The organism is Brachybacterium sp. GCM10030268 (assembly GCF_042666305.1).
In the GTDB taxonomy this organism is placed as follows: Bacteria; Actinomycetota; Actinomycetes; order Actinomycetales; family Dermabacteraceae; genus Brachybacterium.
In genome coordinates, this window is the sequence record NZ_JBHTCW010000006.1 from 111,567 (window position 1) to 135,454 (window position 23,888).

Here is a 23,888-nt window from a genome sequence, read left to right on the forward strand (position 1 = left end):
TGGCTCGCTGCGGACGGCGGGCTTGCCACGGTCAGCGGACCTGCCGCGGTCAGCGGGCGTGCTCATGCAGCATCACCTCCACGATCTCACCGCGCAGGGGCAGGTGGATGAGGATGCGCTGGGGCCGGGTGCCGGCTGCGGTGAGGGCGCGGGAGTAGGTGGACATCTGGCCGAGGTACTGCTCGCGCACGTGAGCGACCGGGTCCGTGCCGGGGTAGCTCTTGTGGTCGACGAGGGCGACGTCACCGTCGGGAAGTCGCAGCAGGGTGTCGATCCAGCCCTCCATCACCTGCGCGTCCTCGTTCCACCAGGTGATGGGCTGCTCGGTGAGCTGCACGGCGCCGGGGAACTCGGCGGCGAGGAACGCGGCCCAGGAGGCACCGGCCTCGAGCAGCACCGATGGGCCGACGGTGCGGGTCACGGACCAGCGCTCCAGCAGCCGCTCGGCGGCCGCCTCGCGCTGCTCGGCAGAGAGCGCCGCGAGCGGCAGGGCCAGGTACGCGTGGACCGCCTCGCCGACCCGTTCCCACTGCGGGCCGCCGCCGGAGACCAGAGCGGGGCCGATGGACCGGGGTGGGGTCACCTCGCCGAGGGTGTCGGCCGAGTCTGTGGCCGAGGCCTGGAAGCGCGCGGCGGAGTGCACGACACCTGCTGCGGCGGTCTGCTCGGGCCGCAGGGGCACATCGGTCGCGGCCAGCGGGTCCTCCCCGGGCGGCAGTTTCGCGGGCACGGTATCCATGAGCTCGTCGATGTCGACCCGGGTCACACGAGCGGGCAGCGGGTCCGCCGTGCCGAGGACCGTGATGGCGTCGTCGGACCAGCGCACCAGCTGCGCCGGCTCACCGACGGTAGCTGTCCCGGCTCCCCCAGCTTCCCCAGCAACTCCGGCTGCCCCAGCTGAGTCTGCGCCGGAGCCTCCTGCTGCGCCACCGGAAGCGGAGGCAGAGGGTGAGGCTGCCGCCGCGGCCTGCGGCGGCACGAGCCCGTCCAGCACCGTCGCCGGACCGGGGACGGCCAGCACCGCGGTACGGGCGGCGCGGGTGAGGGCGACGTAGTGCAGGCGGCCCGCCTCCTCGGCCTCCGCCCTCGCGCGGCGGGTGGCGAACTCGGAGGCCGCCAGATTCTCGGCGATCTCCTGCGGAGCGGGGACCTCGGGCCAGAAGCGCAAGGTGCGGCCGGCCGGCGGGGAGGTCACGTCGATGTCGCCCGGGGTCGAGACCAGCACGCCGTGGGCGTGGTCGCGCTCCTTCTCGGAAGCGGCCAGGTAGGTGACGACGTGGTCCCATTCCAGGCCCTTCGCACCGTGGATGGTGCCCACCCAGACCGCGTCGGGCAGCCCGGAGAGATCGGGGCCCTCCTCCCAGGCGTCCAGATCTGCCCGCAGGCCCGTCAGGGTCACCGGAGAGCCCTCGGCGCGGCGCCGGGCGGTGGTCTCCTCGGCCAGCGATCGCAGGGCATCCAGGGTGCGGCGGCGCGAGCCCTGCTCGGTCCAGCTCTTCAGTCGCTGGGGCAGGTCGAGGGCGTCGATCAGGGCGCTGATCATCTCGGCGGGAGTGAAGCCGATGCAGGCCCGCCGCACCTCGCGCAGACCGGCGAGGGAGTCGTCGTTCCACCAGGTGGCGAAGACCGCCCGGCGCGCCTCCGCGTCGGGAGCGGCCATCAGGTCGCGGAACCAGCTGTCATGGGCAGCGTGGTCCTCGAGCAGGGTGACCAGCTCGGTCAGGGCGAGCGTGTCGCTGCCGTCGAGCGTGACGGCCAGGGCCGCGCGCACCAGCTGCGCCTCGCGGGTGGCCAGCAGGGGATGGGCGGCACCGGCGGTGGGCACACCGCGTCTCTGCAGGGCGGCGACGACGGCGTTGCGCTGAGCGTTGCTGCGCACCAGGACCGCTGTGCTGGCGGGGGTGAAGGTGCCGTCCTCGATCCGGCGGCGGATCTGTTCGGCGATCATCGCGGCGTGCTTGTCGGCCCCGAGCACTCCTCGGCGCTGCTTCCTGGCCTCCCACACCTCGAGGGCGCCATCGCCGGCGCTGGCCGCGCGGGCCGGCGGAATCGACAGGGTGATGCGCGAGGTGTCCCCGCCGTCGGGTGCGAAGACGGGGGTGAACACGGCGTTGGTCAGCCGCACCAGCAGCTCCTGGGAACGCCAGGAGTGGGACAGGTTCTCGACCGTGCCCTGCCCGAACACGGTGCCGCCGCCCTCGAGGGCGGCGATGATGTCGCCCATCAGACGCGGGTCGGCGTCGCGGAACCCGTAGATGGCCTGCTTGGGATCACCCACCCAGATCTTCTCCTCGATCAGCTGGGAGAGCTCGAGGAACAGGGCGAGCTGGATGGGGGAGGTGTCCTGGAACTCGTCGACCGCGAGCAGGCGGAACCTCGAGGCGACGGAGGCGCGCACGCGCGGGGACTCCTGGAGCAGGCGCAGGGCGCGCACCTCCTGGTCGATGAAGTCGATCAGGCCCAGCTCGCGCTTGTAGTCCTCGTAGGCCTCCAGGGACTCCGCCGCGGTCTCCAGGATCAGCGTGATCAGATCCCGGAGGTCCTGCTGCCAGGCAGGGTTCTGGGCGAAGGTCTCCGAGATCTCGATCGACAGCGGCAGAAGCGCCTGGTTCGCCGGCGCGCGGAAGGCTCCGCGGGACTTCCCCTTCGCATCGGTCTCGGCGCCGCGGGCGAGCTTCAGCCAACTCGACCACGGCGCACGGTCCTGATCGGCGAGCCGGCGCTGCAGCGTCCGCAGCGCCTCGAGGTCACTGCGGGCCCCGGGGACGCTGCGCGCTGCGATGGGCCCGCCGCGCACGGGCTCGCCGTCGGGGCCGACGGAGGCGGTCAGGTCCGCCTCGAGGTCCTCCAGGCACTGCCCCAGCCGGTGCAGCCAGCGGGGGCGGAGGTCCTCGCCGGGCTCCGGCAGCCCGGCCGAGGCCCGGAACTCCTCCCACGAGGCCGGGGCGACGGCGCGCAGCTCCTCGGCGCCGAGGAGGTTGGTGCGGGCGGCGTCGGCGACGTCCTTCACCCGGCCGCGCCAGGCCTGCTTGCGCACCCCGAATCCGGTGTCGTTCTCGTCGCCGTCGTGCTCGGTGCGCGCGAGCATCGCCGCCCAGCGGGCCCCGGCCACGGCGGCCGTGCGGGCGATGGCGGCGGAGAACGCGGCCTTCTGCGTGGTCTGGTCCAGGACCTCGACGTCCGGGGAGATCCCGGCGTCCAGCGCGTACTCCGTCACGAGGCGGCCGGCCACCGAGTTCACCGTGCCCAGCAGGGCGCTGTCGATGCCTCGCGCCGCCTCGATCTGGCCCCGGTCCAGCAGGGTGGAGCGCACGCGCTGGGCGAGCTCGTCGGCCGCCTTGACGGTGAAGGTGGTCGCGATGACCTGGGAGGGATCCAGGCCCGCGGCGATGCGCTGGGCGAGCGCGCGGGTCAGCGTGTACGTCTTGCCGGAGCCGGCGGAGGCATTGATCAGGGTGAAGCTCATGAGTCGTCGCCTCTCAGCCCGCACAGCAGGGCGAAGTCGCAGAAGTCGCAGCGGGCGTCGACCACGATCCCGCCGTCGGCGCGGGCGGCCTCCCGGGCCTTCTCGTAGGTCTTCTTGGCGGTCGTGCGCGCGGTGGCGAGATCCTGGCCGGCATCGAGCAGGATCTGTCCGGAGGCGGCGTCGACCTCGCCGGCGCGGATCGCGTCCAGCGCCTCGGTGATGCCGGTCGTGGTCGTGGACCAGGCGGCGTCGATGTCGAGCGTCGGCCGGCCGTGGGGGTCCAGCGCCGGGTTGGCGGAGACGAACTCGCCCTGCTTGAGCAGGTAGTAGCCGACGTCGGCATCCTCGCGGTGCAGCGACCAGGCGTAGGAGGCCAGCTGCAGCGCTTCGCCGGTCTCGAACAGATCGGGGTACTTGGTGGCGGCGGCCGTCCACTTCAGGTCGATCACCGTGGGCCGGCCCGCGGAGTCCTCGGCGACCACGTCGCGGAAGCCCGTGAACGGGACGTCCACGTCACCGCTGCGCAGATGCAGGGTGAGAGTCTCCTCGAACCTCGACTCGACCGACGTTATGGTCAGCCCCGCCTCGACCAGCCGGGCGAAGAACTCCTGCAGGGAGGTGACGGCGTTCTCGCGGGTGGTGGTCAGCTCGACCTCGCGGCCGGGCAGCAGCAGCTCCGAGGCGAGCTGGGGGACCTTGGCGTCGAACGCGGCGCCGATCTCCTCGCCGGTGGGCGGGCCCATCCGGCCCGCGGCTCGGGCGGTGTCCACGAGATCCTCGACCACCGCGTGCACCAGGGTTCCGATCATCTGGTTCCCGGTGGGCACGCTGGAGACCGAGGCGGGGCGGATCCCCAGCCCGGAGCGGTAGGTCCATTTCTGCCGGCAGCCCAGCAGGTTCTCCGCCTGGGAGTACGACAGGGAGCGCGGCAGCAGGTGCGGCGCGGGGCCGGCGTGCTTGGTCAGCGTCCCGGGCAGCTGCGGGGGCCGGGTCCGGGCGGGCATGGTGAGCTCGCGGCGCGCCCCGGCGAGTTCCCAGACCCCGTGGCCGATGGCATCGGCGGGCGCGTGCGTGTGGCGGGACAGCACCGCGGCGACATCCTCGCCGTGCCCGGCCCGCCCGGCCCGCTCCGCCGCGAGGTGGGCGAGGAGAGAGGCCGGGGCGGTGGCCTTCTGCGCGCGGGTACGGGTGCGCACGACGACGAGGCGGTCGGTGCCGGAGAGCCCGCGCAGGCCGGCCTCGGTCTCCAGGGCGGCCACGTGGGCCGGGTCCAGGATGCGCGCCCCCAGGTCCACCAGCGCACCCACCTCGGCATCGTCCCAGGTCACGCCGGTGGCGGCATCGTGGCGATCGGCTCCCCACCACAGCACGTCCCCGCCGCGCGGGAGCAGCTGGGAGGGCCGGGTGCAGGTGCACCACGCGGCGGTGGCCTCCGGCCGGGCGAAGGGGGAGGCGGCGCGGCCGCCGGCGGCCTCGAGGATCTGGGCGATTTCGCGGCGGCCCAGGACATGGCTGGCGGGGAGCGTGTCCAGCACGTCGTGGAAGACCGCGAGATGCGCCGAGGCGCGCAGCAGGTCGGCATCGCCCTGGCCGAGGCTGCGCAGCCGCGTCTGAAGCCACGCAGTCACCTCGCGCAGCCGGGCCGGGGTCAGCGTCTCGGGCTGCAGGGGCGAGGTGACCAGGTCGGAGAGTGACTGTGCGGTGGCCAGGGCGGTCTCGGCCCGGGGCCGCTCCTCGGGGCCGGCCCCCTGGACGTCGGCGGCGAGCTGCTGGAGCACGGCGTTCCAGGCGGGGCCGCCGGTGCCGGGCTCCTGGGCGAGCGCGTCCAGGAAGCCGCGTCGCACGGGCCGCGGGACGAGGCCGATGGGGTCGCGATCGTCCTCGGGCGCATCGAGCACCCGCAGATCGAGGAAGGCCGCGAGCTGCTGCACGTCCACGGGGGCGATGGCGATCGAGAGGTAGAGGGGGAGGATCTGCAGGGCGGTGCGATCGGCCGACGGCTCGGCGACCCCGAGAGCCGCCTGGCCGCGACGATGCAGCTCCTGGTCCAGGAGGACGGTGTCCGCGGTGGCGAGGACCTGCAGTGACGGGGCGCTGCCGACGGGAGCGGGCTCGGCCGCGCGGCCGGCGAGGTACCGGGCGGCGGTCTCGGCGGCCGCCCACTCGTCCTCCGCCTCGACGATGACCAGCTCCGGTCGGCCCGCGTCGCCGGCACCGGAACCGGGATCCGGTCGCACCAGGGCGACGCCCGCGGCTTCCAGCAGCGTCAGCAGGCGTCCCCACAGCCCGGGCAGCCGCTGCGGATCCTCGTGGCAGCGGATGATCTCGATGCCCAGCGGCCACGGCGATCCGCTCGCCACCACGGACTCGAGCAGGTCGACGAGCTCGCGCAGATCGTCGGACGCACCGGGGGAGAGGGCGAGAGCGGGGCCCCCGCTCGCGGACCCGTCGGCCCCGCGGATCTGCTCCTCGATGCTGCGCAGGGCATCGATGCGCGCAGGCAGTTCGGAATGGTCCCGGAGCTCGGCCCCGGCCGCCACGGCGGCGTCGCGCCAGGTCAGCAGGGTCGCCGAGGTCGCCCACGGGTCCGCGGCGAAGGAGGCGCGCGGCCAGGGGTGATCGGCGGCGGCGATCGCCCGGGAGTACTGCGCGATGCGCACCGCCGGGTGGACGTCCGGGCGGGTCAGCGCGAGCCGCGTCTGCAGCAGGTGGACCAGCGAGCGCGGCCCCATCCGCACCGTCCCCGTCGCCGCCGAGCCGTCCGCCCAGGCGGCGTTGTCCAGGGACCAGCCGAACTCGATCTGCATCTGGGCTTCCTGCTCCTCGGCTCCTCGCACGCCCGGGCCGGCGCGTGCGGTTCCACAGTAGAGGAGCGGGCCGACGGTTCAGCGCGCGACCCGGCCGGGGCCGATCAGCGGCGGGTGCTCACCGGTTGAACGGGTCGTCCGGGCGGATGCCCCAGCTGAAGCCGCGGTCGTACAGCATCGACCCGGAGGGATCCGGGGCGAGCACGAGGTCCACGCCGTCGCCGGTGACGTGCAGCGTCCCGTCGGCCCGTTCCTCGACGCCCAGGGTGAGGGTCCGGGGCTCGGTGTCCGCATAGTCGGCCACCGAATGGCCGGGCTCCCGCAGCGGCCGCAGCTCGAGCTCGACGGCGGTGTCCCCGGTGCGCCGGTACTGACCGGTCAAAAGGTCGCCGCTGGCCAGTCGCAGCTGGGCCTGGGCGGCGTCCCCGTACAGCGTCGAGCCGAAGGCCACCCGGCTCCAGCGGTCGTCATCGGCGAGCTGGACGGCGGGCTCGGCGGTGTCCTCCTGGACGCTCCATACCCCGGCCGGCGCGGACTCGTCGGTGGTGCGCTGGGGGTACATCTGGCTCACCCCGTACCCGATCAGCGCCACCAGACCGAGAGCGGCGATCGGTCCCAGGATGTCGGTGACCCGGGCCAGGGGACGCCACGGGATCAGGGTGGGCAGGGGGCCGCGCGGGACCTCCCCACGCCCGACGAAAGCCCGGGCCAGCCGCGGCATCCAGGGGATCAGCACGATCAGCGCCATGATCAGCAGTGCCAGCGAGATCTGCTTGACCGGCACGTCGTAGCCGAGGTTCAGCACGAACACCAGGGCCATCGAACCGGCGGCGATGACGGCACCCAGCGGCACGGAGCGGCGCCACAGCAGGGCGATGGCGGCGCCGAACTCGGCGAGCCCGGCCAGGACCTGGAACAGCGGGGAGAAGGCGACCATCCGCCACAGCATCCCCATCGGGCTCATCTCGCCCTGGGTGATGAGGGCGTCGCCCGCGTCGGCGACGCCGAACTGGCCCAGGACCAGCTTCGCGAAGCCGTAGTACAGCATCGCGGCGGCCAGCAGGAAGCGCACGCCGCCGTGCGCCCACCAGCCCAGTGTGATGACGGCGAGCCGGCCGATGCGCTTCTCGGCCGAGTAGTCGCCGCCGTCGGCCGGGGAGGAGTCGAGGGGAGGGGTCGTGGTCTCAGCAGCGGGAGCGGTCATGCCTGCATCTCATCGCCCCCAGGTGCGCACGTCATCTGCCGACGGGTGCGGCGCGGACCGTCGGCAGTCGGCATCGGGCACCGGCCGGCTTCGACTTTCGATGGAGGGCCCGGACGCAGCGCGGCCCGCGCAGCACGGCCCGGACACAGAGGGCCCGGGACGCATGCAGCGTCCCGGGCCCTGCCGGAGAGTGGGTCAGCCCTGGTTCGCGGACCCCGGGTGCGCCCACGGCGGCTGGTCGCCACCGGGGTAGCCGGAGTCCTGCGCCTGCTCGGCCGCGCGGCGAGCCTGGTTCTGGGCCTCGCGGGCGCGGCGCTCGGCCTCGCTGCGAGCGCGTTCGGCGCGGGCCTGCTCCTGCTCGCGCAGCTGATCGGCCGAGATCCGCTCGCGGTTCGCGGCGTCGGCGACATCGGCGTCCTGATCGGCCTGCGCCGCGGCCTGGGACTGCAGCATCGCGGTGCGGATCTCCTCGCCCATATTGCCCACCGCGCCCGGGTTCGAGGGCAGGTAGAGCACGTTGGAGCGGCCGTTGCGGGCCACGTCCTGCATGGTGTCGAAGTACTGGGTCATCAGCAGCAGCTGCTCGGCCGAGTTCTCGATGCCCACCTTGCGCAGCATCTCGTACTGCTCGGCGATACCGAGGGCGATCGCCTTGCGCTGACCGGCCACGCCCTCACCCTGGAGGCGCTTGGACTCGGCCTCGGCCTGGGCCTGGGTGACGCGCTTGATCTTGTCGGCCTCGGCCAGGGACTGCGCGGCGACCCGGTCACGCTGGGCGGCGTTGATGGAGTTCATCGAATCGCGCACCCGCTGGTCCGGGGAGATGTCCTGGACCAGGGTGTTGATGATGTTGAAGCCGAACTCCTGCATGCGGGCCGACAGGGTCTGCTCGACGCTGTAGGCGATGTCGTCCTTCGACTCGAACGCGGCGTCCAGCTCGAGGCTGGACAGGGCCGAGCGCACGGTGTCGAACACGTAGGAGCGGATCTGCGCCTCGGGGTTGGACAGCTTGTAGTACGCGTCGACGACCTGTTCTTCCTTGATCACGTACTGCACCGCCACCGGGACGGTGACGAACACGTTGTCCTTGGTCTTGGACTCGATGTTGACCTCGAGCTGCTGGACGCGCAGCGAGATCGGCTTGGTGATGTTGTCGATGAAGGGCGCCTTGAAGTTCAGGCCGGCGTGCGCGACGCGGCGGAACTTCCCGAAGCGCTCGACGATGACCGCTTCACGGGAGTGCACCGTGAACATCAACGAGGTGCGCAGGCCGCCGAACAGCAGCGCCGCGATGATGGCCAGGGCGATGATGACGCCGACGGCCAGGACGAGGAAGATGATGACGCCTTCCATGGGTTCCCCTTTCACGAGGGATGGTGTTGTGGCCCAGGTTACCAACCTGGGCGTTCGCACCGTGCCTCAGCGCAGGCCGAGCTCCATCTCGATCCGCCGGGCGATGCGCACCGGCGGCACCGGCGGGGCGTAGCGGCGCAGAACGCTGCCGTCGGGTGCGACGAGGAACTTCGTGAAGTTCCAGGCGATCCGGCCGCCCATCACGCCCGCCTTCTGCTGGCGGATCCACTGCCACAGCGGGTGCGCGTCGGGGCCGTTGACGTCGACCTTGGAGAACAGCGGGAAGGTGACGTCGTAGGTGGAGGTGCAGAACTCCCGGGTCTCCGCATCGGTGCCGGGGTCCTGGTGGAACTGGTCCGACGGGAAGCCGAGGACCGTGAAGCCGTGCTCGCCGAAGCGGTCGTGGAGGCACTGCAGGCCCTGCAGCTGCGGGGTGAAGGCGCACTCGGTGGCGGTGTTGACCACCAGCACCAGCTGCCCGCGGTACTCGCTCATCTCACGGCATTCGCCGTCGATGGTCCGCGCCCGGAAGTCGTGGAACGTCGACGCGTCGTGGGTGCCCATCGGATCATCGTAGGCGGGCGGGGCTCAGGACAGGAACGCGTCGACCTCGTCCCGGGTGGGGGCGCTCTGCGGTCCCCTCCGGGTCACGGCGATCGCGGCGGCGGCGTTCGCGCGGGTGGCGGCGGACTCCCAGTCGGCGCCGCGGGCACGCTCGGCCAGCAGCACCCCGGTGTGGGTGTCGCCGGCGCCGTTGGTGTCGACGGGGGTGCGGGGGAAGGCGGGGATCTCGGTGCCCCGGCCGTGGTGGAAGACGATGCAGCCGCGCGCGCCGTCCCGCACCACCACGACGCACTGCGAGCCGATGCGCCGCCGCAGCGCCTCCGGGGTGTCCTCCAGGGCGTCGAGCCCGGTCAGGCCCCGGGCTTCCTCGGCGTTGGACGTCCACACGGTGGTGCGCGCGAGCACGCGCTCCTGCACCTCGCGCGGGAACGTCGAAAACGGCGCGCCGGGGTCGAGAACCACCTCCACGCCCGCGGGCACGGTCTCCAGGAATTCCAGCAGCGGTTCCCGAGTGGGTTCGAACAGGCTGTACCCCGACAGGCACAGCAGGTCGCCCGGCCTTGGCGCGAGCGTTCCCAGTGACTGCGCGGTGATCTCCCGCTCCGCGCCGTAGACGGTCACGAAGGTGCGTTCGGCCGACGGTTCCAGCAGCACCAGGCAGTGGCCGGTGTCCTGGCTCCGGCGCGGCTCGTCGGACAGCGCCACCCCGTCGGCCGCCAGTGCCCGGCGGATCAGGTCGCCATGGGGGCCGACGCCGTGCGCGCCGCCGTGGACCGCCTCGGCACCGGTGCGAGCGGCGGCGACCAGCGTGGTCACCGCGCCCCCGGCGTAGTGGTGCTCGCTGCGGGCGTTGGCGTTGCCGCCGCGCGGGGGCAGCTCGTCCACCTCGACGACGACGTCGACGAGCGCCTGGGCGGTGTGCAGCACGCGGGCCATGGGGTGAGTGTAGGCGGCGCAGTGTCCGCGGCGTGGCCCGTGTGGACGGACGGCGCCGGAAGCTGGACGATACGACCATGGACGCCTCACCTACCCGCTCCCGTCGTCGGGCGCCGCTGCTCATCGCCCTCGCCGTCGCCGTGATCGCCGCCCTCGTGCTCGCCGTCATCCTGTGGCGCGACCGCTTCGGCAGCGGCGAGGAGGAGGCGCGCGCCCTGGCCGCGGCGCTGCCCGCGGGCGACTTCGCCGACGTCCCGCTGACCGGCGACGACCCGGCCGCCGCCGCGGAGGAGCACGAGCGCATCCTCGGGCCGCTGCTGGAGGCCACCGACGCCCCGCCGCAGGTCGAGCTCACCGATCCCGGTACCGCCGAGGACGGGACCCGCACCGCCACCCTGGAGTGGACCTGGACACTCCCGCACGAGGCCGGGACCTGGAGCTACACCACCGAGGCCACCCTCGAGCGCACTGGCGAGGGCTGGGCCGCGGACCTCGGCCCGGAGACGTATGCCCCGGGCCTGACCGCCACCGAGCACCTGGAGGCGAAGACCCTCCAGCCGACCATGGGCACCGTCACCGACCGCGAGGGCACCGACCTCTACGGTCCCCGCGATGTCCGCGTGCTCGGCCTGGACAAGACGCTCCTGGACGGCGCGGACCCGGAGGCCACCGCGCGGGACCTCGCCGGACTGCTCGGCATCAACGCCGACAACTACGCCCAGAAGGTCGCCGACTACGGGGACGACGCCTTCGTGCCCGCACTGACCATCCGCGCCGAGGACGAGGGGAACTACCCCCTCGGCGAAGCGGAGGACATCACCGGCTATCGCGCCCTCGAGCAGAGCCAGCCGCTGGCGGCCGAGCGCGACTACGCCCCGGGCGTGCTCGGTTCCCTGCGGGAGGCCACCAAGGAGGACATCGACGGCTCCGACGGGGAGATCGAGGCCGGCGACTACGTGGCCACCGGCGGCGTCGTCTCCGCTCGCCACGACGAACTGGTCGGCACACCCGGCGTGGACGTCGTCGCCGTCGACTCCGAGGCGGGCAGCGAGCGCTCCCTGCACAGCGTCGAACCGACCGACGGCGCCGACGTGGCCACCACGCTCGACGATGACCTGCAGCGCCTGGCCACCGACGCCATCGCCGACGAGGACGCCCCCAGCGCGGTGATCGCGATGCAGCCCTCGACCGGGGACGTCCTCGCCTCCGCGCTGGGCCCGACGGGCCAGGAATACCCGATCGGCCTGGTGGGCCAGTACGCGCCCGGATCGACGTTCAAGACGGTCACCGCCCTGTCGCTGCTGCGCGCCGGGCTCACCCCGGACTCCACCGTCGAGTGCCCCGAGACGGCCACCGTGGAGGGCCGCAGCTTCAAGAACGCCGACTCGCTCTCGCCGGACCTGTTCGGGTCGATGCCGCTGCGCCAGGCGATCGCCCACTCCTGCAACACGGCGATGCTGCTGCAGTACGACACCGTCGACCAGAGCTCGCTGGCCGACGCCGCGACCACCCTCGGCATCGGCCAGGAGGCCCCCGACGGCCTGGAGGCGTTCATGGGCTCGATCGACCCGGAGGACACCGGCACCGAGCACGCCGCCGCGATGATGGGCCAGGGCCGCGTGCTGACCTCGCCGCTGGCGATGGCGACCGTGCTGGCCAGCGTACAGAACGGCAGTACCGTCAGCCCCCGCATCCTCGCCGACGACGACTCCGCCCCGGCCGAGGTGCCGACTCCGCTGACCGAGGACGAGACGTCCCAGATGCAGGAACTGCTGCGCGGCGTCGTCACCGACGGCAGCCTCGACGACTTCGCGGACATGCCCGGCGACCCGGTCATCGGCAAGACGGGCACGGCCGAGTACACCGACGAGAACGGTGATCTGGCGCTGCACTCGTGGGTCATCGTCGCCCAGGGCGACCTGGTCGTCGCCGCCTTCGTCGAGGACGGCAGCTACGGCTCGGTCACCGCCGGCCCGATCGCCCGCGAAGTGCTCGAGGGCGCCCAGGCGAGCTGATCGCGACCTCAGCACCCCGAGACCAGGGCGTCGGCGGTCCCGGAGCCCGAGACTTCGTGACCCCGAGACCTAGCCTCAGTACTCGGTGCGGTCCTCGAGTGCTTGCCACGCTTCGAACGGCTCGAGCGCCTGCGCGGGACGGCTCTGCTCCGTCGGCAGCAGGGCGCGGTGGCCGGGCGATTCGAAGAACTCGTAGAACGCGGCGTCATCGAAGCCCGCGCGAGCGGCGTCGGCCCGATCGGCGGCGAACACGACCCGGTCCACGCGGGCCCACAGCGCCGAGGCCAGGCACATCGGGCACGGCTCGCAGCTCGCGTAGAGCACCGCGCCGGTCAGCTCGAACGTGCCGAGCTCCTGGCAGGCGGCCCGGATCGCCATCACCTCGGCGTGCGCGGTGGGATCGAGCGTCGCGGTCACCCGGTTCGTGCCGTCGACGAGGCGGCCGTCGGCGGTGCGGACCACCGCTCCGAAGGGGCCGCCTCCGGAAGCGACGTTCGCGCTCGCCAGGTCGACGGCGCGGGCGAGCAGTTCCTCGTCGTACGGCGTGAGGGTGCTGGGAGGGTTCATGTGGCCAGTATCCCCTCAGATGCGCAATCCCCTCAGATGGCCACCGCGACCTCGACCGCCTGGCGGATGGCGCGCTCCGCGTCGAGCTCGACGGCGAGGTCGGCCCCGCCGATCACGTGGACCCGGGGCGTGCGACCCCGCCGGGCCTCGCGGACCTCGCCGGCCAACTCGTCCACGCTGATCTGCCCCGCGCAGACCACCACGGTGTCCACCTCCAGGACCTGCTCCTCGCCGTCCTCCACGAGGTGCAGCCCGTCGGCATCGATCCGCCGGTAGGAGACGCCGCGATGCTGGATCACCCCGGCCCGGCGCAGCTCGGCGCGGTGGACCCAGCCGGTCGTCCGCCCCAGGCTCGCCCCGATCCGGGTCTGCTTGCGCTGGAGCAGGTGGATCTCGCGGGCCAGCCGCCCGTCGGCCGGATCACCGTCTCCGTCGCGCCGGCGCGGCACCACCCCTCCGCGCTGCTGATCGGGATCGACGATGCCCCAATGCGCTTTCCATGCCGCAGCATCCAGCGTCGGCGACGGGCGCGGGGAGGAGAGGAACTCCGCGACGTCCACGCCGATACCGCCGGCACCGATGATCGCGACCCGCTCGCCGGCCTCGGCGCGGCCCTCGAGCAGATCGGCGTAGCTGACCACGTCCGGCCCGCCCTCGGAGCTGCCCGGGGCGAAGCCGGGCAGGTCCACCACGCGCGGCTCGACCCCGGTGGCGACGACGACATCGTGGAAGCCCGTCAGGTCCCGGGCCGACGGCCGGGTCCCGAGCCGGATCCCCACGCCGGCCGCGGCCAGCCGCATCCGCCAGGACTGCAGGGCCTGGGCGTAGTCCTCCTTGCCGGGGATGCGGGCGGCCAGTCGCAGCTGCCCGCCGATCTCCTCGGTGGCCTCGAACAGGGTGACCACATGGCCGCGCTGGGCGGCGGTCACGGCCGCCTCGAGCCCGGCGGGCCCGGCGCCGACGACGGCCACCTTGCGGGCGCGGCGCTGGATCACCGGAGTCAGCTCCAGCTCGGTCTCGTGGCCGGCGCGCGGGTTGACCAGGCAGCTGGCCCGCTTGCCCTCGAACACCTTGTCCAGGCAGGCCTGGTTGCAGGAGATGCAGGCGACCACCTGCGAGGCGCGGCCGTCGGCCAGCTTCGCCGGCAGCTGCGGATCGGCGAGCAGCGGCCGCGCCATGGAGATCAGGTCCGCCCGGCCCTCGGCCAGCACGCGCTCGGCGACCGCCGGGTCGTGGATCCGGTTCGAGGCGATCACGGGCGCGTCGACCGCCTCGCGCAGCATCCCGGTCTGCTCGGCGAAGGCGGCCCGCGGGACCGAGGTGACGACGGTGGGCACGCGGGCCTCGTGCCAGCCGATGCCGGTCGAGAGCACATCCACGCCGCGCTCGGTCAGGCCACGGGCCAGGGCGACGGTCTCCTCCCACGTCTGCCCGTCCGGCACCAGGTCCAGCAGCGAGATGCGGTAGCTGAGCAGGGCGTCGTCCCCGATCGCCTCGCGCACCGCGGCCGCGATCGCCAGCGGCAGTGCCCGTCGGCCCTCGGGCCCACGGCCCCAGCGGTCGCGGCGCCGATTCGTGGCGGGGACCAGGAACTGGTTCAGCAGGTATCCCTCCGAGCCCATGATCTCGACCCCGTCGTACCCGGCCTCGACCGCCCGGTGGGCGGCGGCGGCGAAGTGCTCCACGGTGCGGCCGACGCCGCGGCGGGTCAGGCGGCGCGAGCGGAACGGGGAGATGGGGGAGCGGCCGGCGTGGGCGGAGGCCGCCAGCGGATGGAAGGCGTACCGGCCCGCGTGCAGCAGCTGCAGGATGATCCGCCCGTCGGCCTCATGGACCTCGCGGGTGATGACATCGTGGGCCCGCAGCGTGCGGGCGTCGGCCTGGGCGCCGCGCGGCGTGAGCCGGCCGGTGCGGTCCGGGGAGTAGCCGCCGGTGACGATCAGTCCCGCTCCGCCCCGGGCGCGCTCGCCGAGGTAGGCCGCAAGCTTCTTCGCCTCCCGCGGCTGATCCTCGAGGCCGACGTGCATGGACCCCATGACGATCCGGTTGCGCACCTCGAAGCGCCCCAGGTCCAGCGGCGAGAGCAGCCTCGACAGCGCGGTGGGCGAGGGAGGGCCGACGGTCGGGCGGGGAAGCGGCGCGGACATGCGGCGATTGTGCCAGGCTGGGCCGCATGAGCCGGAGACTGCTGATCATCGTCGACGTCCAGAACGACTTCTGCGAGGGCGGCGCGCTCGCCGTGGACGGCGGTTCCGCGGTCGCGGTCCGGACCGCCGAGTTCGTGCGCGAGCACGCCGCCGACTACGACCGGATCCTCGCCACCCAGGACTGGCACCGCGGCGACACCGACAACGGCGGCCACTTCGCGACCCCGCCGGCCGAGCCCGACTTCTCCGAGACCTGGCCCGTGCACTGCGTGGCCGGCACCCGCGGTGCCGAGTTCCATCCCGAGATCGAGGCACTGGTCGCTGAAGTGGGCCGCATCGAGATCGCCCGCAAGGGGTACGGCATCCCCTCCTACAGCGCCCTCGAGGGCGCCACCGTCGGGACCGAGGAGAGTGTGCAGCAGCTGATCGGATCCGGCGACTGGGATCAGGTCGACGTGGTGGGCCTGGCCTACGACTTCTGCGTGCGCGCCACCGCCCTCGGTGCGGTCGCCACCGGCGCCCCGGTGCGGGTCCTGCGCCGTCTCACCGCCGCCGTGCACCCCGCCGGCAACGAGCAGCTCGAGGCGGAGCTCGCGGAGGCCGGGGTGCAGCTCGCGTGACGTCCCCGCGGCCGGCACGGACCGAGGCCGCCGGGGCGGCAGTGCGGGTCCTGCGCGGCGTCGCACTGCTGATCACCGCGGCATTGACCGGCTGGGTCCTGGTCCGTTATCCCTCCCTCCCGGATACAGTCCCGACGCACTTCGGGGCCCAGGGCAACCCTGATGAGCACGGCAGCAAGGTGAGCGTGCTGGTGCTCGCCGGCGTGATGATCGTGCTGTCCGCGCTCATCGCCTGGCTCTCGACGCGGCCTCGGCTGCTGAACTATCCGATAGCGGTGACCGAGCAGAACGCTCAGCGCCTCTATCGCGAGGGTGAACGGCTTCTCGTCGTGATCCTTCTGGGACTCCAGTCGATCTACCTCGGCATCATTCTGTCCGTCACCGGAGGTGCCGGCCGGCCGGCGCTCGTGGTCGGTCTGGTGGTGACGGTGATCGCCGTGGTGACGGGCATCATCCGGATGGTCCGCGTCCGCTGAGAATTTACGTCGACCTGCACGGATCGCGTGTGGTCCACTTTTCTCCATGCGCTTCTCGATCCGGCCCCTGGAGGCTCTCTCCCACGTCGACCTCGTCCAGTACAACGCGCTGGACGAAGCCCTGGACGAGGCCAACTACGGCGGCAGCGAGGCGTTCACGGTCCAGCAGCGCAGGGCCTCGCTGCAGGACTCCCCGTACTACCGCACCCGGCGCTGGGTCGCCGTGACCGAGCTGATGGAGGGTGGCGAGACGATCGTCGGCCGTGCCTCGGTCTACCTGCCGCAGCAGGAGAACCTCGAGACGATCTCCGTCGCCGTCGCCGTGCACCCCGCCTTCCGCGGTCACGGCGTCGCCACGGCCCTGCTCGAGGAGGCGCTGATCCCCGCGATCCGGGAGTCCGGGCGCAGCCTGGTGGAGGCCTACGGGGAGATCCCGGCCGACGGGGACGTCGACGACCCCGCCCAGCCCGTCAACCGCCTGGCCGCGCGGTTGGGCATCACGCGTAAGAACGTCGCCGTCTGCCGCACCCTCGCCCTGCCCCTGGAGGAGCAGCTGCTGGACCGGCTGCAGGCGGAGGCCGAGGAGAAGCTGGGCGACTACCGGGTCGAGCTGTGGGACGAGAGCGTGCCCGAGCAGCACCTCGAGGCCTACGGGGTGCTGCTGCGGCAGCTCGAGCTCGACGAGCCGGACGAGGACGTCGAGCATGAGGCGCCGGAGTACACACCGGAACGGATCCGCATCATCGAGAAACGGCTGCGCGAGATCGGGGTGCGGCCGATCCTGGCGGTCGCCGTCGCCCCGGACGGCAGCTTCGTCGGCAACTCCGAGATCCACGTCCAACGGTCCCCGCGCACCACCGTGGCATGGCAGGAGAACACCCTGGTGATGCCCGAGCATCGCGGGCACCGACTGGGACTGGCGCTCAAGGTCGCCACCCACCGTCAGCTGCGCGAGCGCGCCCCGCAGGTGCGGGCGCTGGTCACGTGGAACTCGCACGTGAACCCGTGGATGATCGCCATCAACGAGAAGCTGGGGTACCAGGTCGCCTACCGCGAGATCGCCCTGCAGGGACGCCCGCAGCTCTGAGGTGGCACGATAGGGACATGACCCAGGGAAGGGCAGAGGCAGACCGCGTCGTCAGCGTCTCACGCGTGATCGCGGCGCCCGCGAGCGTGCTCTTCGAGCTGATCGCCGACCCGGCCCAGCAGCCCCGCTGGGACGCCAACGACAACCTCGCCGAGGCCGCGGACGGCCAGCGCGTGCGCGGCGTCGGCGACGTGTTCCGCACCAGATTGACGATCGACTCCGTGCGCGAGAACCACGTCGTCGCCTTCGAGGAAGGCCGCGAGATCGCATGGAAGCCGGCCGAGGAGGGCACACATCCACCAGGGCATATCTGGGCCCTGTCCCTCGAGCCGGTGGATGAGCATCGCACGCGCGTCATCCACACCTACGACTGGACGGACATGCGCGATCCGCACCGCGTGTCCACGGCGCAGGGCGTCACCGCGGACTCGTTGCGCGCCTCCCTCGACCGTCTGGCCTCGCTGGTCGATGAGGGCGAGGGATGATGAGCGAGACCGACGGACCCCGCCGGCCGCCGATGGCCCCGGACGTCGCCCGCGTCGAATCCGCGCTCGAACAGGCGCGTGCCCGTGGGGATTTCGACGACCTGCCAGGCGCCGGCAAGCCGCTGAACCTGCCGGACACCCACGACCCGGACTGGTGGATCAGGCAGCGCGTCCAGGACGGGGACATCGACCGCGACGCACTGCTGCCGGTGGTCATGCTGCTGCGCCGAGAGTTCGAACGACGCGAGGAGACTCTCGCCGAGCTCCCCACCGAGGAGGCCGCCCGCGAGTACGCGGAGGACTACACGCGCCGCGTCCACGACGACCGGCGCGCGAATCCCCTGCAGCGCACCATCGCGCCCGAGATGTACCCGGAGGACGCCGCGAAGCGCTGGCGAGAGCTGCGCGAGGCCGCGGCCGCGGCCCGACCGGCCCCGGAGCCGACGGAGACCGAGGAGAAGCCGCGGCCCCGCCGGCGCTGGTGGCCCTTCGGCCGGAGCTGACCGAGGGCCTCAGGCCGACACGGCCAGCGTCTCGCGCGTGTCGGAGACCAGCGCGGACACGTCGCGGACCGCCGCTGCGAGCCCGTCGGCCGAGAGATCCGCGCCGATCGCAGCCAACGCGGCACTGGCCTTCTCCGCGAAGCCGCCCGTGTCCAGTGGGAGCCAGGCGACGGCCGGGATCAGACCCTTCTCGTTGGTGACCCACACGTCGGCCTCTCCGTGCCAGGACAGAGCGCACCACATCAGTGCGGTGGCGCAGCACAGCTGGACGTATCCGACGTCGCCGCGCGAGGTCGCCTTTGCGACACCGCCCATGAGGAACTCCGCACTGCTCAGGTTCTCTCGCAGCGCTTTCCGCAGCGGCGCAGGATACGGGTCCAGGCCCGCCCGCAGTTGCGGCACAAGGCGCCGGGGGTCGGCCAACGGGCGGCAGGTGGCGATCTCCGCCGCATAGGTGACGTCGAGGAAACCCAGGGGATGGCCGAGCTGCCAGTGGAATCCGATCTCGCCGCGGATCGCCCGGTCACGCTGCTCGCGCACCCGTTCCACGTGACGCAGGATCAGGTCGACGGCCGTCCCATCGACCTCGAGCCACGCGCCGCCGTCCACCCACGGCCCCCAGCCACCGGGCCCCGCGACCTGGACCGGTGCGCCGACGACCCCACGGGCCGCCCTGGTCAGCGCCGCGACATCGAGGGTCGCCGCCTCGTAATAGAGCCCGAGGTCCACGTCGGAGCCGGCATGGTGGGTGCCGCGGGCGCGGCTGCCACCGAGCACGACCGCCTCGATCCCGGGCACTCCTGTCACCTCGTCGGCGACCCGTCGCAGGCGGTCCTCATTGATCATCGTCGCCCTCCTCGGCGCTGTGCGGCCTCGAACCACTCCTGCGGGTCAGCGGCCGATGCCGGCGCTCCGTGCGCTCGCAGCCAGGTGCACATGTTCTCGCAGTCCCGCCGCAGGAACTCGTTCCCGTGCGGGTTGGCGACGAGGTCGATGACCTGCGGAACGTCGATCACCACCGGATCCGGCTCGGCGAGACGGGTGTCGGCGAGGACGTTGTAGGGGGAGAGGTCGCCGTGGACCAGCCCCAGCTCGGCCAGGTCGATCACGACGTCTCGCAGCCGACGCGCCCAGCGTTCGGCTTCCTCGAGGGTGGGCCGGCACTCCTGCAACCGTGGGGCGGCGACCGCGCCGTGCTCGTCATCGGTGCCGATGAACTCCATGCACACCTCCGTGCCGACGATCTGGACGGGAAAGGGCACCGGGAGGCCGGCGGACCACAGCCGGGCGAGCACGTCGAACTCCGTGCGGGCCCATTGCGCGGCCGCGACCTGGCGGCCGAACGCGGTGCCCTTGGCGATGGCGCGGGCCTCGCGGGAATCCTTGGTGCGACGGCCCTCGGTGTACTGGTGGGAACGGTGGAATGTGGTGTGTTCGGGGGAGCGGTAGCGCTTGGCGACCATGAGGGTCGTCTCGCCGGCGGCGCCGGTGCGGTGCTCCTCGGGCAGGGCGCGCTCGAGCAGGAAGGCGTCGGCCTCCTTGCCGGATTTGAGGATGCCCAGCTCGGTGTCGATCGCACCGTCGTGCTGGACGACCCACTCGGGGAAGGGCTGCGGGCCGCGATCCAGCGTATGAGCGGTCTCCGGCCACGTGGACCAGCGCTGATCCTCGTCGAGGTCAGCGATGTAGGCGGTCAGAAGGGACTTGGCGAAGAAGTCGTCCCGGTCGAAGGACGGGGTCATGGCAGATCTCCTGGAGGGTAGGAAGGACGGCAGGGGTCAGCACGGCGACAACCATCAGTTCCTCCTTCCCTCAGGGCTCCGGGCCGGAGCTGGGGCCACGGTATTGCGGACACCCATGAGGGGCGAGTGATTTTCCGTCGGGCTAACGTCCAGGTGATTGTGGACAGTTGCCCAATCTGTGAGGTCGGCGATGATTGGATGGCAGCGTGCCTGCGTTCTCAGCCCCGCTCCGCCCCACCCGTCGTTCCCTCCTCCTCTCCAGTGCCCTGCTCGCCCCGTTCGCGCTCGCCGGGTGCGACGCGGATATGAGCTGGCTCCCCTTCGTCGAGAAACCTCGGGCGAGCGTCACCCTCGCGCCACTGACGACCTCCTCGGAGCTCGTCGCCGAGGAGCCCGTCCGGATCAATGAATGGGGGCTCGCGCCGACCGCCGACCGTCCGCTGGCCATGCTGGTCCACCGCGAGAAGTCGCTCGAAGCTCAGGTGAGCGTCGTGACCATTGCCGAGCCGCAAGGAATCGAGGTTCCCGTGGAGCCCGCGGCCACCGGGATTCGGGTCGATGGATCCGGCGAACGCGTGAGGGTCTACTCGCGTCGGATCATCGAGGACGTCTATGCCTATTCCATGTGCACCTCCACCGACCTCTCCGACTGGGAGACGGTCGAGCTCGCCGACGGCATCGATGCCGATTTCACCGTCGTCGGCGGCGGGCTGGTCATGGCCCTGCCTCGCGATCACAGGATTCGGATCTGGGAGGTAGCCGCGGACGGGGGAGTCACGGAGCTGGAGTCCCTCGCTGTTCCCGATGGTGAGACCTGGCAGCCCGAAGCAGTCCGGCGAATCGAGGAGACCGTCGTCGTCCTGGTGATGCGCGAGGTGGGAACAGAGGCGTGGGAACCGGCCGTCGTCACCTCGACAGATGGCGGTGCGACCTGGAGCGAGCCTGTGGCTTTGCCTGATAAGGCGCAGCGTCCGGGCGCCGAGGACCTGCAGGTTCAGGGCGACGCGTTCGTGGTGATGGGTGACCATCTCATTCCCGCCGACTGGGCGGAGGGGGAGAGGTACCGTCGCCCGATCGCCTGGTCGAGCACAGACGGATCGTCCTTCGCGCAGGAGGAGATTCCCCTTCCGACGTGGGGCATCGACGGATTCGAGCACGACACTCGAGGCGATCTCGACCCCGAGACTCCGATGGACTTCTCGGACCTGGAACTCGGATCCTCCGTCGTCGCAGCAGACGATGCGTCGATCTCGCTGGCCGTCTACTTCGCTGACGACTGTCGCACGGCTCGACGTGGGGCGGACGGGGCCTGGTCGATCAGCGACGTCGACGCATACTCGCCGGAGAGAATCTTCAGCTGTGTCGCCGACGAGGAGGGCACTATCGCGCGCACCGAAGCGTGCGTGTACGTGAAGAAGCGCGACGACCCGAGCTACACAGCGGGCCTCGCGTACGCCCCGACGCGCGAGCTCCAGCTCTCGGCCGGCAGCTCCGCCGACGGAATCGTTGCCATGTCCACCTGGGATACCGGGTACTTGCGTCGCGACGACCGCAGAATCGCGTGGGGGGACCGCGAGGGTCGGCTCCCCGTCGGTGTCGAGGGCGACGAGGTCGTTCGCCCGCACGACCCGGACGTCGGCCTGCAGGATCCCAGTGAGGCATACATCCATCACCTCGGCGGCGGCATCACGCTCTACACCGGCGTTCCTCCGTCTTCCGACGACGCCGCATCGCTCTACGTACGCGTGAGCACCGATGGCACCACGTGGCAGGAACCTACGGGCATCGAGATTCCCGAAGGTAACGTCGAGATCGGCGACGCCGTCAGTGTGGACGGGATCCACTACTTCCCCTTGTCGTCGTGGGTGCCGCGGGACGGATCCGCGTCGAAGATCGAGCCGGTCGTCTACCGCTCCGAGGACGGCCTCACATGGGAGAGAGTCGGGGCGTTCGACGCAGCGTTCCCCGTACCGGACCTGGCCGCCAACGGTGCGCGGGTCCAGTTCGTCACCGTCGTCGACGGTCAGATCATTGGGGTCGGTACCTCGTACGACGCATCCGATGCCCAGCGGCTCTGCACCTTCCTTCTGCAGGGACAGAGCTGGACGCCCATCCCTGTGGACGGGGCGCCGGCCGGCTCGACGTTCTACGGCAGCTCCGTGGTCGCGGGGAACGCGATGGTTCGTAGCCGCTGGGGAAGCCGATGGTCAGTGGCCACGGTGGCAGCCGATGGCTCGATCTCCGAGAACTATCGGTCCACCGATATCGAGGACAGGGGACTTCCTCTCGACCTCGGCGGTGGTGCAATGCTCTCGGGCGGGTGGATAGATCGGCCCGCCGCCGAGAACGAGAAGGCCCCGGAGGTCGGCGTCGGGGCGTGCGTGTGGGCGAGCTTGGACGCGGGGGAGACGTGGAACGCCACGATGCTTCCTGCGGAGGAAGGCAGGTATCCCGATGTCAGTCTGATTCCTGACGGCGAAGACGTCCTCGTCCTGCTCGAGGACCCCGACATCCCCCGTGGCTACCGCATCGTCGGCGCTCGCGCGGACGTGCTCGGTGAAAACGAGTAGCCGAGCGGTCCGCGCCGGGCGAGACTGAATCCATGTTTCTGGAGAACATCGGCATCGACGCCACGGATCCGGTACGACTCGGGCGCTTCTGGGAAGCGGCGCTCGGCACGACGGCGCTGACCGTCGAGGACGAGGTCTATGAGACGCGCCTGCCCCTCACCGATGACGCGTACCTGGACTTGTGCTTCGTCCGTGTCCCCGAGCCCCCGGTCTCTCCTGTGAGGCTGCACGTCGATCTCGCGGGCGGCGCCGAACAGTCCGAGGTCGCTGAGAGACTTCGCGAACTCGGAGCGAGGGACCTCGACATCGGTCAAGGTGACGTGCCGTGGATCGTGCTCGGCGACGTCGAAGGCAACCCCTTTTGCGTGATGGAGCACCGCGACGTCTATGTCGAGACGGGCCCCATCGCGGCTCTGCCGCTGGACTCAGCGGACCCGCAGCGGGACGCCGACTTCTGGTCCTGGCTGAGCGGGTGGGGCGACGCGCCGGGTGTCGCCCCTCGCAGCCTGCGGCACCCCTCGCAGCGCGGGCCGTTGCTGGAGCTGTGCCACGAGTCCGCGCCGAAGGGCGAGGGGAAGAATCGGATGCACCTGGACATCCGCCTCGAGCCGGGTGACGACGCCGACGAGGTCGCTGCGGGGATCGCTGAGCGCGGGGGTCGGGAGCTCCATCCCGACTGGGGCGAACTCCCATGGCGCGTATACGCCGACCCGTCGGGCAACGAGTTCTGCGTGCTGCCCGCGCCCGGTTTCCCCTGAGCGGCTCCTGTCTTCACCCGACGTCGGCAAGGAGCGCTCGGAGCCGAGTCCCGGCGATGGAGCGTGCCGTGTCAGGCGACACGCTCCGAGGTTCGGCCAGCACGCTCACGGTCAGGCCGTCCAGGAGAGCGAGCAGCTCAGTGGCGGCCGACTCCGCCTGCGCCCAGGATGCGTGCGGGCGCGCCTCGGCGAGGAGCTCGGTCAGCCCTCGACGGGTGCGGTGCCAGATGTCTTGGTAGCGCTCGGCGACAGTAGGGTCGACGGCAGCCTGCGCGGCGAAGGCCAGCCAGACGCGGGCGACGGTGGTCCGGTCCGGCGAGGGCAGCATCAGATCGATCAGAGTATGAAGCTGGCTCTCTGTCGTCTTGTCGGGCGATCTCCCGTGCTCCAGCCCTGTGGTCGCGATGATGTTCTCCATCGCGGCGAGGAGCATGTCGGTGCGGCTGCGGTAGTGATGCTGCACTGTTCCGATGGCGACGTCAGCACGGGAGGCGACGGCGCGGACGCTGAGCCCGGCGATGCCCCCCTCGGCGATCGTGTCGATGATGGCGCGCTGGATGAGTTCTCGGGACATCTTCCGATGTTAGG

General features: G+C 71.9%; 20 protein-coding genes. 8 read left to right on the plus strand and 12 right to left on the minus strand.

The genetic code is table 11. The annotated features are described in order from the left end of the window. Nucleotides 1-49: 49 nt before the first annotated feature. From ACFQRD_RS10485 to ACFQRD_RS10510, 6 genes are all read right to left on the minus strand, one after another. Nucleotides 50-3,466 (minus strand): UvrD-helicase domain-containing protein, encoded by a 3,417-nt coding sequence (locus ACFQRD_RS10485; protein WP_377804195.1) that lies wholly within the window; start codon nucleotides 3,464-3,466, stop codon nucleotides 50-52. Then, nucleotides 3,463-6,273 carry a PD-(D/E)XK nuclease family protein gene (locus ACFQRD_RS10490; protein WP_377804196.1) on the minus strand — a complete coding sequence of 937 codons (2,811 nt, stop codon included), beginning with the start codon at nucleotides 6,271-6,273 and terminating at the stop codon, nucleotides 3,463-3,465. The genes ACFQRD_RS10485 and ACFQRD_RS10490 overlap by 4 nt, the downstream gene beginning before the upstream one ends. 118 nt (nucleotides 6,274-6,391) lie before the next feature. After that, nucleotides 6,392-7,477 (minus strand): hypothetical protein, encoded by a 1,086-nt coding sequence (locus ACFQRD_RS10495; RefSeq protein WP_377804198.1) that lies wholly within the window; start codon nucleotides 7,475-7,477, stop codon nucleotides 6,392-6,394. A gap of 195 nt (nucleotides 7,478-7,672) precedes the next feature. After that, nucleotides 7,673-8,830, minus strand: coding sequence for an SPFH domain-containing protein (locus tag ACFQRD_RS10500; protein ID WP_377015840.1), 1,158 nt, complete (start codon nucleotides 8,828-8,830; stop codon nucleotides 7,673-7,675). A 66-nt stretch (nucleotides 8,831-8,896) separates the two neighbouring features. Then, nucleotides 8,897-9,394 carry a glutathione peroxidase gene (locus ACFQRD_RS10505; RefSeq protein ID WP_377804200.1) on the minus strand — a complete coding sequence of 166 codons (498 nt, stop codon included), beginning with the start codon at nucleotides 9,392-9,394 and terminating at the stop codon, nucleotides 8,897-8,899. Between the two features lie 24 nt (nucleotides 9,395-9,418). After that, a complete protein-coding gene (locus ACFQRD_RS10510) occupies nucleotides 9,419-10,330 on the minus strand; it encodes a PfkB family carbohydrate kinase (RefSeq protein WP_377804202.1) in 912 nt (303 codons plus the stop codon). A 77-nt stretch (nucleotides 10,331-10,407) separates the two neighbouring features. On the opposite strand from ACFQRD_RS10510, the gene ACFQRD_RS10515 reads away from it, so the two are divergent. After that, on the plus strand, nucleotides 10,408-12,345 hold the full coding sequence (locus tag ACFQRD_RS10515) for a penicillin-binding transpeptidase domain-containing protein (RefSeq protein ID WP_377804204.1): 1,938 nt from the start codon (nucleotides 10,408-10,410) through the stop codon (nucleotides 12,343-12,345). Nucleotides 12,346-12,420: 75 nt separating this feature from the next. Here the strand turns inward: ACFQRD_RS10515 and ACFQRD_RS10520 are convergent, their stop codons facing one another. Together ACFQRD_RS10520 and ACFQRD_RS10525 are read right to left on the minus strand one after the other, a co-directional pair. Continuing rightward, complete coding sequence (locus ACFQRD_RS10520) at nucleotides 12,421-12,912, minus strand: nucleoside deaminase (protein WP_377015848.1); 492 nt, start codon at nucleotides 12,910-12,912, stop codon at nucleotides 12,421-12,423. 32 nt (nucleotides 12,913-12,944) lie between these two features. Next, complete coding sequence (locus tag ACFQRD_RS10525; RefSeq protein ID WP_377015850.1) at nucleotides 12,945-15,059, minus strand: FAD-dependent oxidoreductase; 2,115 nt, start codon at nucleotides 15,057-15,059, stop codon at nucleotides 12,945-12,947. 26 nt (nucleotides 15,060-15,085) lie between these two features. Between ACFQRD_RS10525 and ACFQRD_RS10530 the strand changes: the two genes are divergently transcribed. From ACFQRD_RS10530 to ACFQRD_RS10550, 5 genes are read left to right on the plus strand one after another with little or no spacing between them, the layout of a single operon-like run. Beyond that, nucleotides 15,086-15,679 carry an isochorismatase family protein gene (locus tag ACFQRD_RS10530; protein WP_377804206.1) on the plus strand — a complete coding sequence of 198 codons (594 nt, stop codon included), beginning with the start codon at nucleotides 15,086-15,088 and terminating at the stop codon, nucleotides 15,677-15,679. Continuing rightward, nucleotides 15,676-16,155 (plus strand): DUF1648 domain-containing protein, encoded by a 480-nt coding sequence (locus ACFQRD_RS10535; RefSeq protein ID WP_377015854.1) that lies wholly within the window; start codon nucleotides 15,676-15,678, stop codon nucleotides 16,153-16,155. Before ACFQRD_RS10530 ends, ACFQRD_RS10535 begins: the two co-directional genes overlap by 4 nt. A 46-nt stretch (nucleotides 16,156-16,201) precedes the next feature. Further along, nucleotides 16,202-17,242: a GNAT family N-acetyltransferase gene (locus ACFQRD_RS10540; protein ID WP_377804208.1), complete on the plus strand. Its 1,041-nt coding sequence runs from the start codon at nucleotides 16,202-16,204 to the stop codon at nucleotides 17,240-17,242. A gap of 17 nt (nucleotides 17,243-17,259) precedes the next feature. Further along, on the plus strand, nucleotides 17,260-17,727 hold the full coding sequence (locus ACFQRD_RS10545) for an SRPBCC family protein (protein ID WP_377015858.1): 468 nt from the start codon (nucleotides 17,260-17,262) through the stop codon (nucleotides 17,725-17,727). Next, the gene (locus ACFQRD_RS10550) at nucleotides 17,727-18,230 is read left to right on the plus strand and encodes a DUF1992 domain-containing protein (RefSeq protein WP_377015860.1); all 504 of its coding nucleotides are present in this window, start codon (nucleotides 17,727-17,729) and stop codon (nucleotides 18,228-18,230) included. Before ACFQRD_RS10545 ends, ACFQRD_RS10550 begins: the two co-directional genes overlap by 1 nt. 9 nt (nucleotides 18,231-18,239) lie before the next feature. On the opposite strand, the gene ACFQRD_RS10555 is transcribed toward ACFQRD_RS10550, so the two are convergent. The 3 genes from ACFQRD_RS10555 to ACFQRD_RS10565 form a co-directional block, all read right to left on the minus strand. Continuing rightward, nucleotides 18,240-19,076: a nucleotidyltransferase domain-containing protein gene (locus ACFQRD_RS10555; protein ID WP_377015862.1), complete on the minus strand. Its 837-nt coding sequence runs from the start codon at nucleotides 19,074-19,076 to the stop codon at nucleotides 18,240-18,242. Beyond that, complete coding sequence (locus ACFQRD_RS10560; protein WP_377015864.1) at nucleotides 19,073-19,972, minus strand: serine protein kinase RIO; 900 nt, start codon at nucleotides 19,970-19,972, stop codon at nucleotides 19,073-19,075. Before ACFQRD_RS10560 ends, ACFQRD_RS10555 begins: the two co-directional genes overlap by 4 nt. Before the next feature lie 218 nt (nucleotides 19,973-20,190). Next, nucleotides 20,191-21,000 carry a hypothetical protein gene (locus tag ACFQRD_RS10565; RefSeq protein WP_377015866.1) on the minus strand — a complete coding sequence of 270 codons (810 nt, stop codon included), beginning with the start codon at nucleotides 20,998-21,000 and terminating at the stop codon, nucleotides 20,191-20,193. On the opposite strand from ACFQRD_RS10565, the gene ACFQRD_RS10570 reads away from it, so the two are divergent. Both ACFQRD_RS10570 and ACFQRD_RS10575 read left to right on the plus strand, forming a co-directional pair. After that, entirely contained in the window at nucleotides 20,983-22,542 is a 1,560-nt protein-coding gene (locus tag ACFQRD_RS10570) for a hypothetical protein (RefSeq protein ID WP_377804210.1), read from the plus strand. The two genes, ACFQRD_RS10565 and ACFQRD_RS10570, sit on opposite strands and share 18 nt — an antisense overlap. A gap of 32 nt (nucleotides 22,543-22,574) precedes the next feature. Further along, a complete protein-coding gene (locus ACFQRD_RS10575) occupies nucleotides 22,575-23,300 on the plus strand; it encodes a VOC family protein (protein WP_377015870.1) in 726 nt (241 codons plus the stop codon). Between the two features lie 13 nt (nucleotides 23,301-23,313). On the opposite strand, the gene ACFQRD_RS10580 is transcribed toward ACFQRD_RS10575, so the two are convergent. After that, nucleotides 23,314-23,874: a TetR/AcrR family transcriptional regulator gene (locus ACFQRD_RS10580; protein WP_377015872.1), complete on the minus strand. Its 561-nt coding sequence runs from the start codon at nucleotides 23,872-23,874 to the stop codon at nucleotides 23,314-23,316. Between the last annotated feature and the right edge of the window lie 14 nt (nucleotides 23,875-23,888).

Bases quoted from the DNA above. Each gene is read 5' to 3' on its own strand.
- ACFQRD_RS10485 (WP_377804195.1), bottom strand. From the start codon at position 3,466: ATGAGCTTCACCCTGATCAATGCCTCCGCCGGCTCCGGCAAGACGTAC.
- ACFQRD_RS10490 (WP_377804196.1), bottom strand. From the start codon at position 6,273: ATGCAGATCGAGTTCGGCTGGTCCCTGGACAACGCCGCCTGGGCGGAC.
- ACFQRD_RS10495 (WP_377804198.1), bottom strand. From the start codon at position 7,477: ATGACCGCTCCCGCTGCTGAGACCACGACCCCTCCCCTCGACTCCTCC.
- ACFQRD_RS10500 (WP_377015840.1), bottom strand. From the start codon at position 8,830: ATGGAAGGCGTCATCATCTTCCTCGTCCTGGCCGTCGGCGTCATCATC.
- ACFQRD_RS10505 (WP_377804200.1), bottom strand. From the start codon at position 9,394: ATGGGCACCCACGACGCGTCGACGTTCCACGACTTCCGGGCGCGGACC.
- ACFQRD_RS10510 (WP_377804202.1), bottom strand. From the start codon at position 10,330: ATGGCCCGCGTGCTGCACACCGCCCAGGCGCTCGTCGACGTCGTCGTC.
- ACFQRD_RS10515 (WP_377804204.1), top strand. From the start codon at position 10,408: ATGGACGCCTCACCTACCCGCTCCCGTCGTCGGGCGCCGCTGCTCATC.
- ACFQRD_RS10520 (WP_377015848.1), bottom strand. From the start codon at position 12,912: ATGAACCCTCCCAGCACCCTCACGCCGTACGACGAGGAACTGCTCGCC.
- ACFQRD_RS10525 (WP_377015850.1), bottom strand. From the start codon at position 15,059: ATGTCCGCGCCGCTTCCCCGCCCGACCGTCGGCCCTCCCTCGCCCACC.
- ACFQRD_RS10530 (WP_377804206.1), top strand. From the start codon at position 15,086: ATGAGCCGGAGACTGCTGATCATCGTCGACGTCCAGAACGACTTCTGC.
- ACFQRD_RS10540 (WP_377804208.1), top strand. From the start codon at position 16,202: ATGCGCTTCTCGATCCGGCCCCTGGAGGCTCTCTCCCACGTCGACCTC.
- ACFQRD_RS10545 (WP_377015858.1), top strand. From the start codon at position 17,260: ATGACCCAGGGAAGGGCAGAGGCAGACCGCGTCGTCAGCGTCTCACGC.
- ACFQRD_RS10550 (WP_377015860.1), top strand. From the start codon at position 17,727: ATGAGCGAGACCGACGGACCCCGCCGGCCGCCGATGGCCCCGGACGTC.
- ACFQRD_RS10555 (WP_377015862.1), bottom strand. From the start codon at position 19,076: ATGATCAATGAGGACCGCCTGCGACGGGTCGCCGACGAGGTGACAGGA.
- ACFQRD_RS10560 (WP_377015864.1), bottom strand. From the start codon at position 19,972: ATGACCCCGTCCTTCGACCGGGACGACTTCTTCGCCAAGTCCCTTCTG.
- ACFQRD_RS10565 (WP_377015866.1), bottom strand. From the start codon at position 21,000: ATGGTCACCCATCACCACGAACGCGTCGCCCTGAACCTGCAGGTCCTC.
- ACFQRD_RS10575 (WP_377015870.1), top strand. From the start codon at position 22,575: ATGTTTCTGGAGAACATCGGCATCGACGCCACGGATCCGGTACGACTC.
- ACFQRD_RS10580 (WP_377015872.1), bottom strand. From the start codon at position 23,874: ATGTCCCGAGAACTCATCCAGCGCGCCATCATCGACACGATCGCCGAG.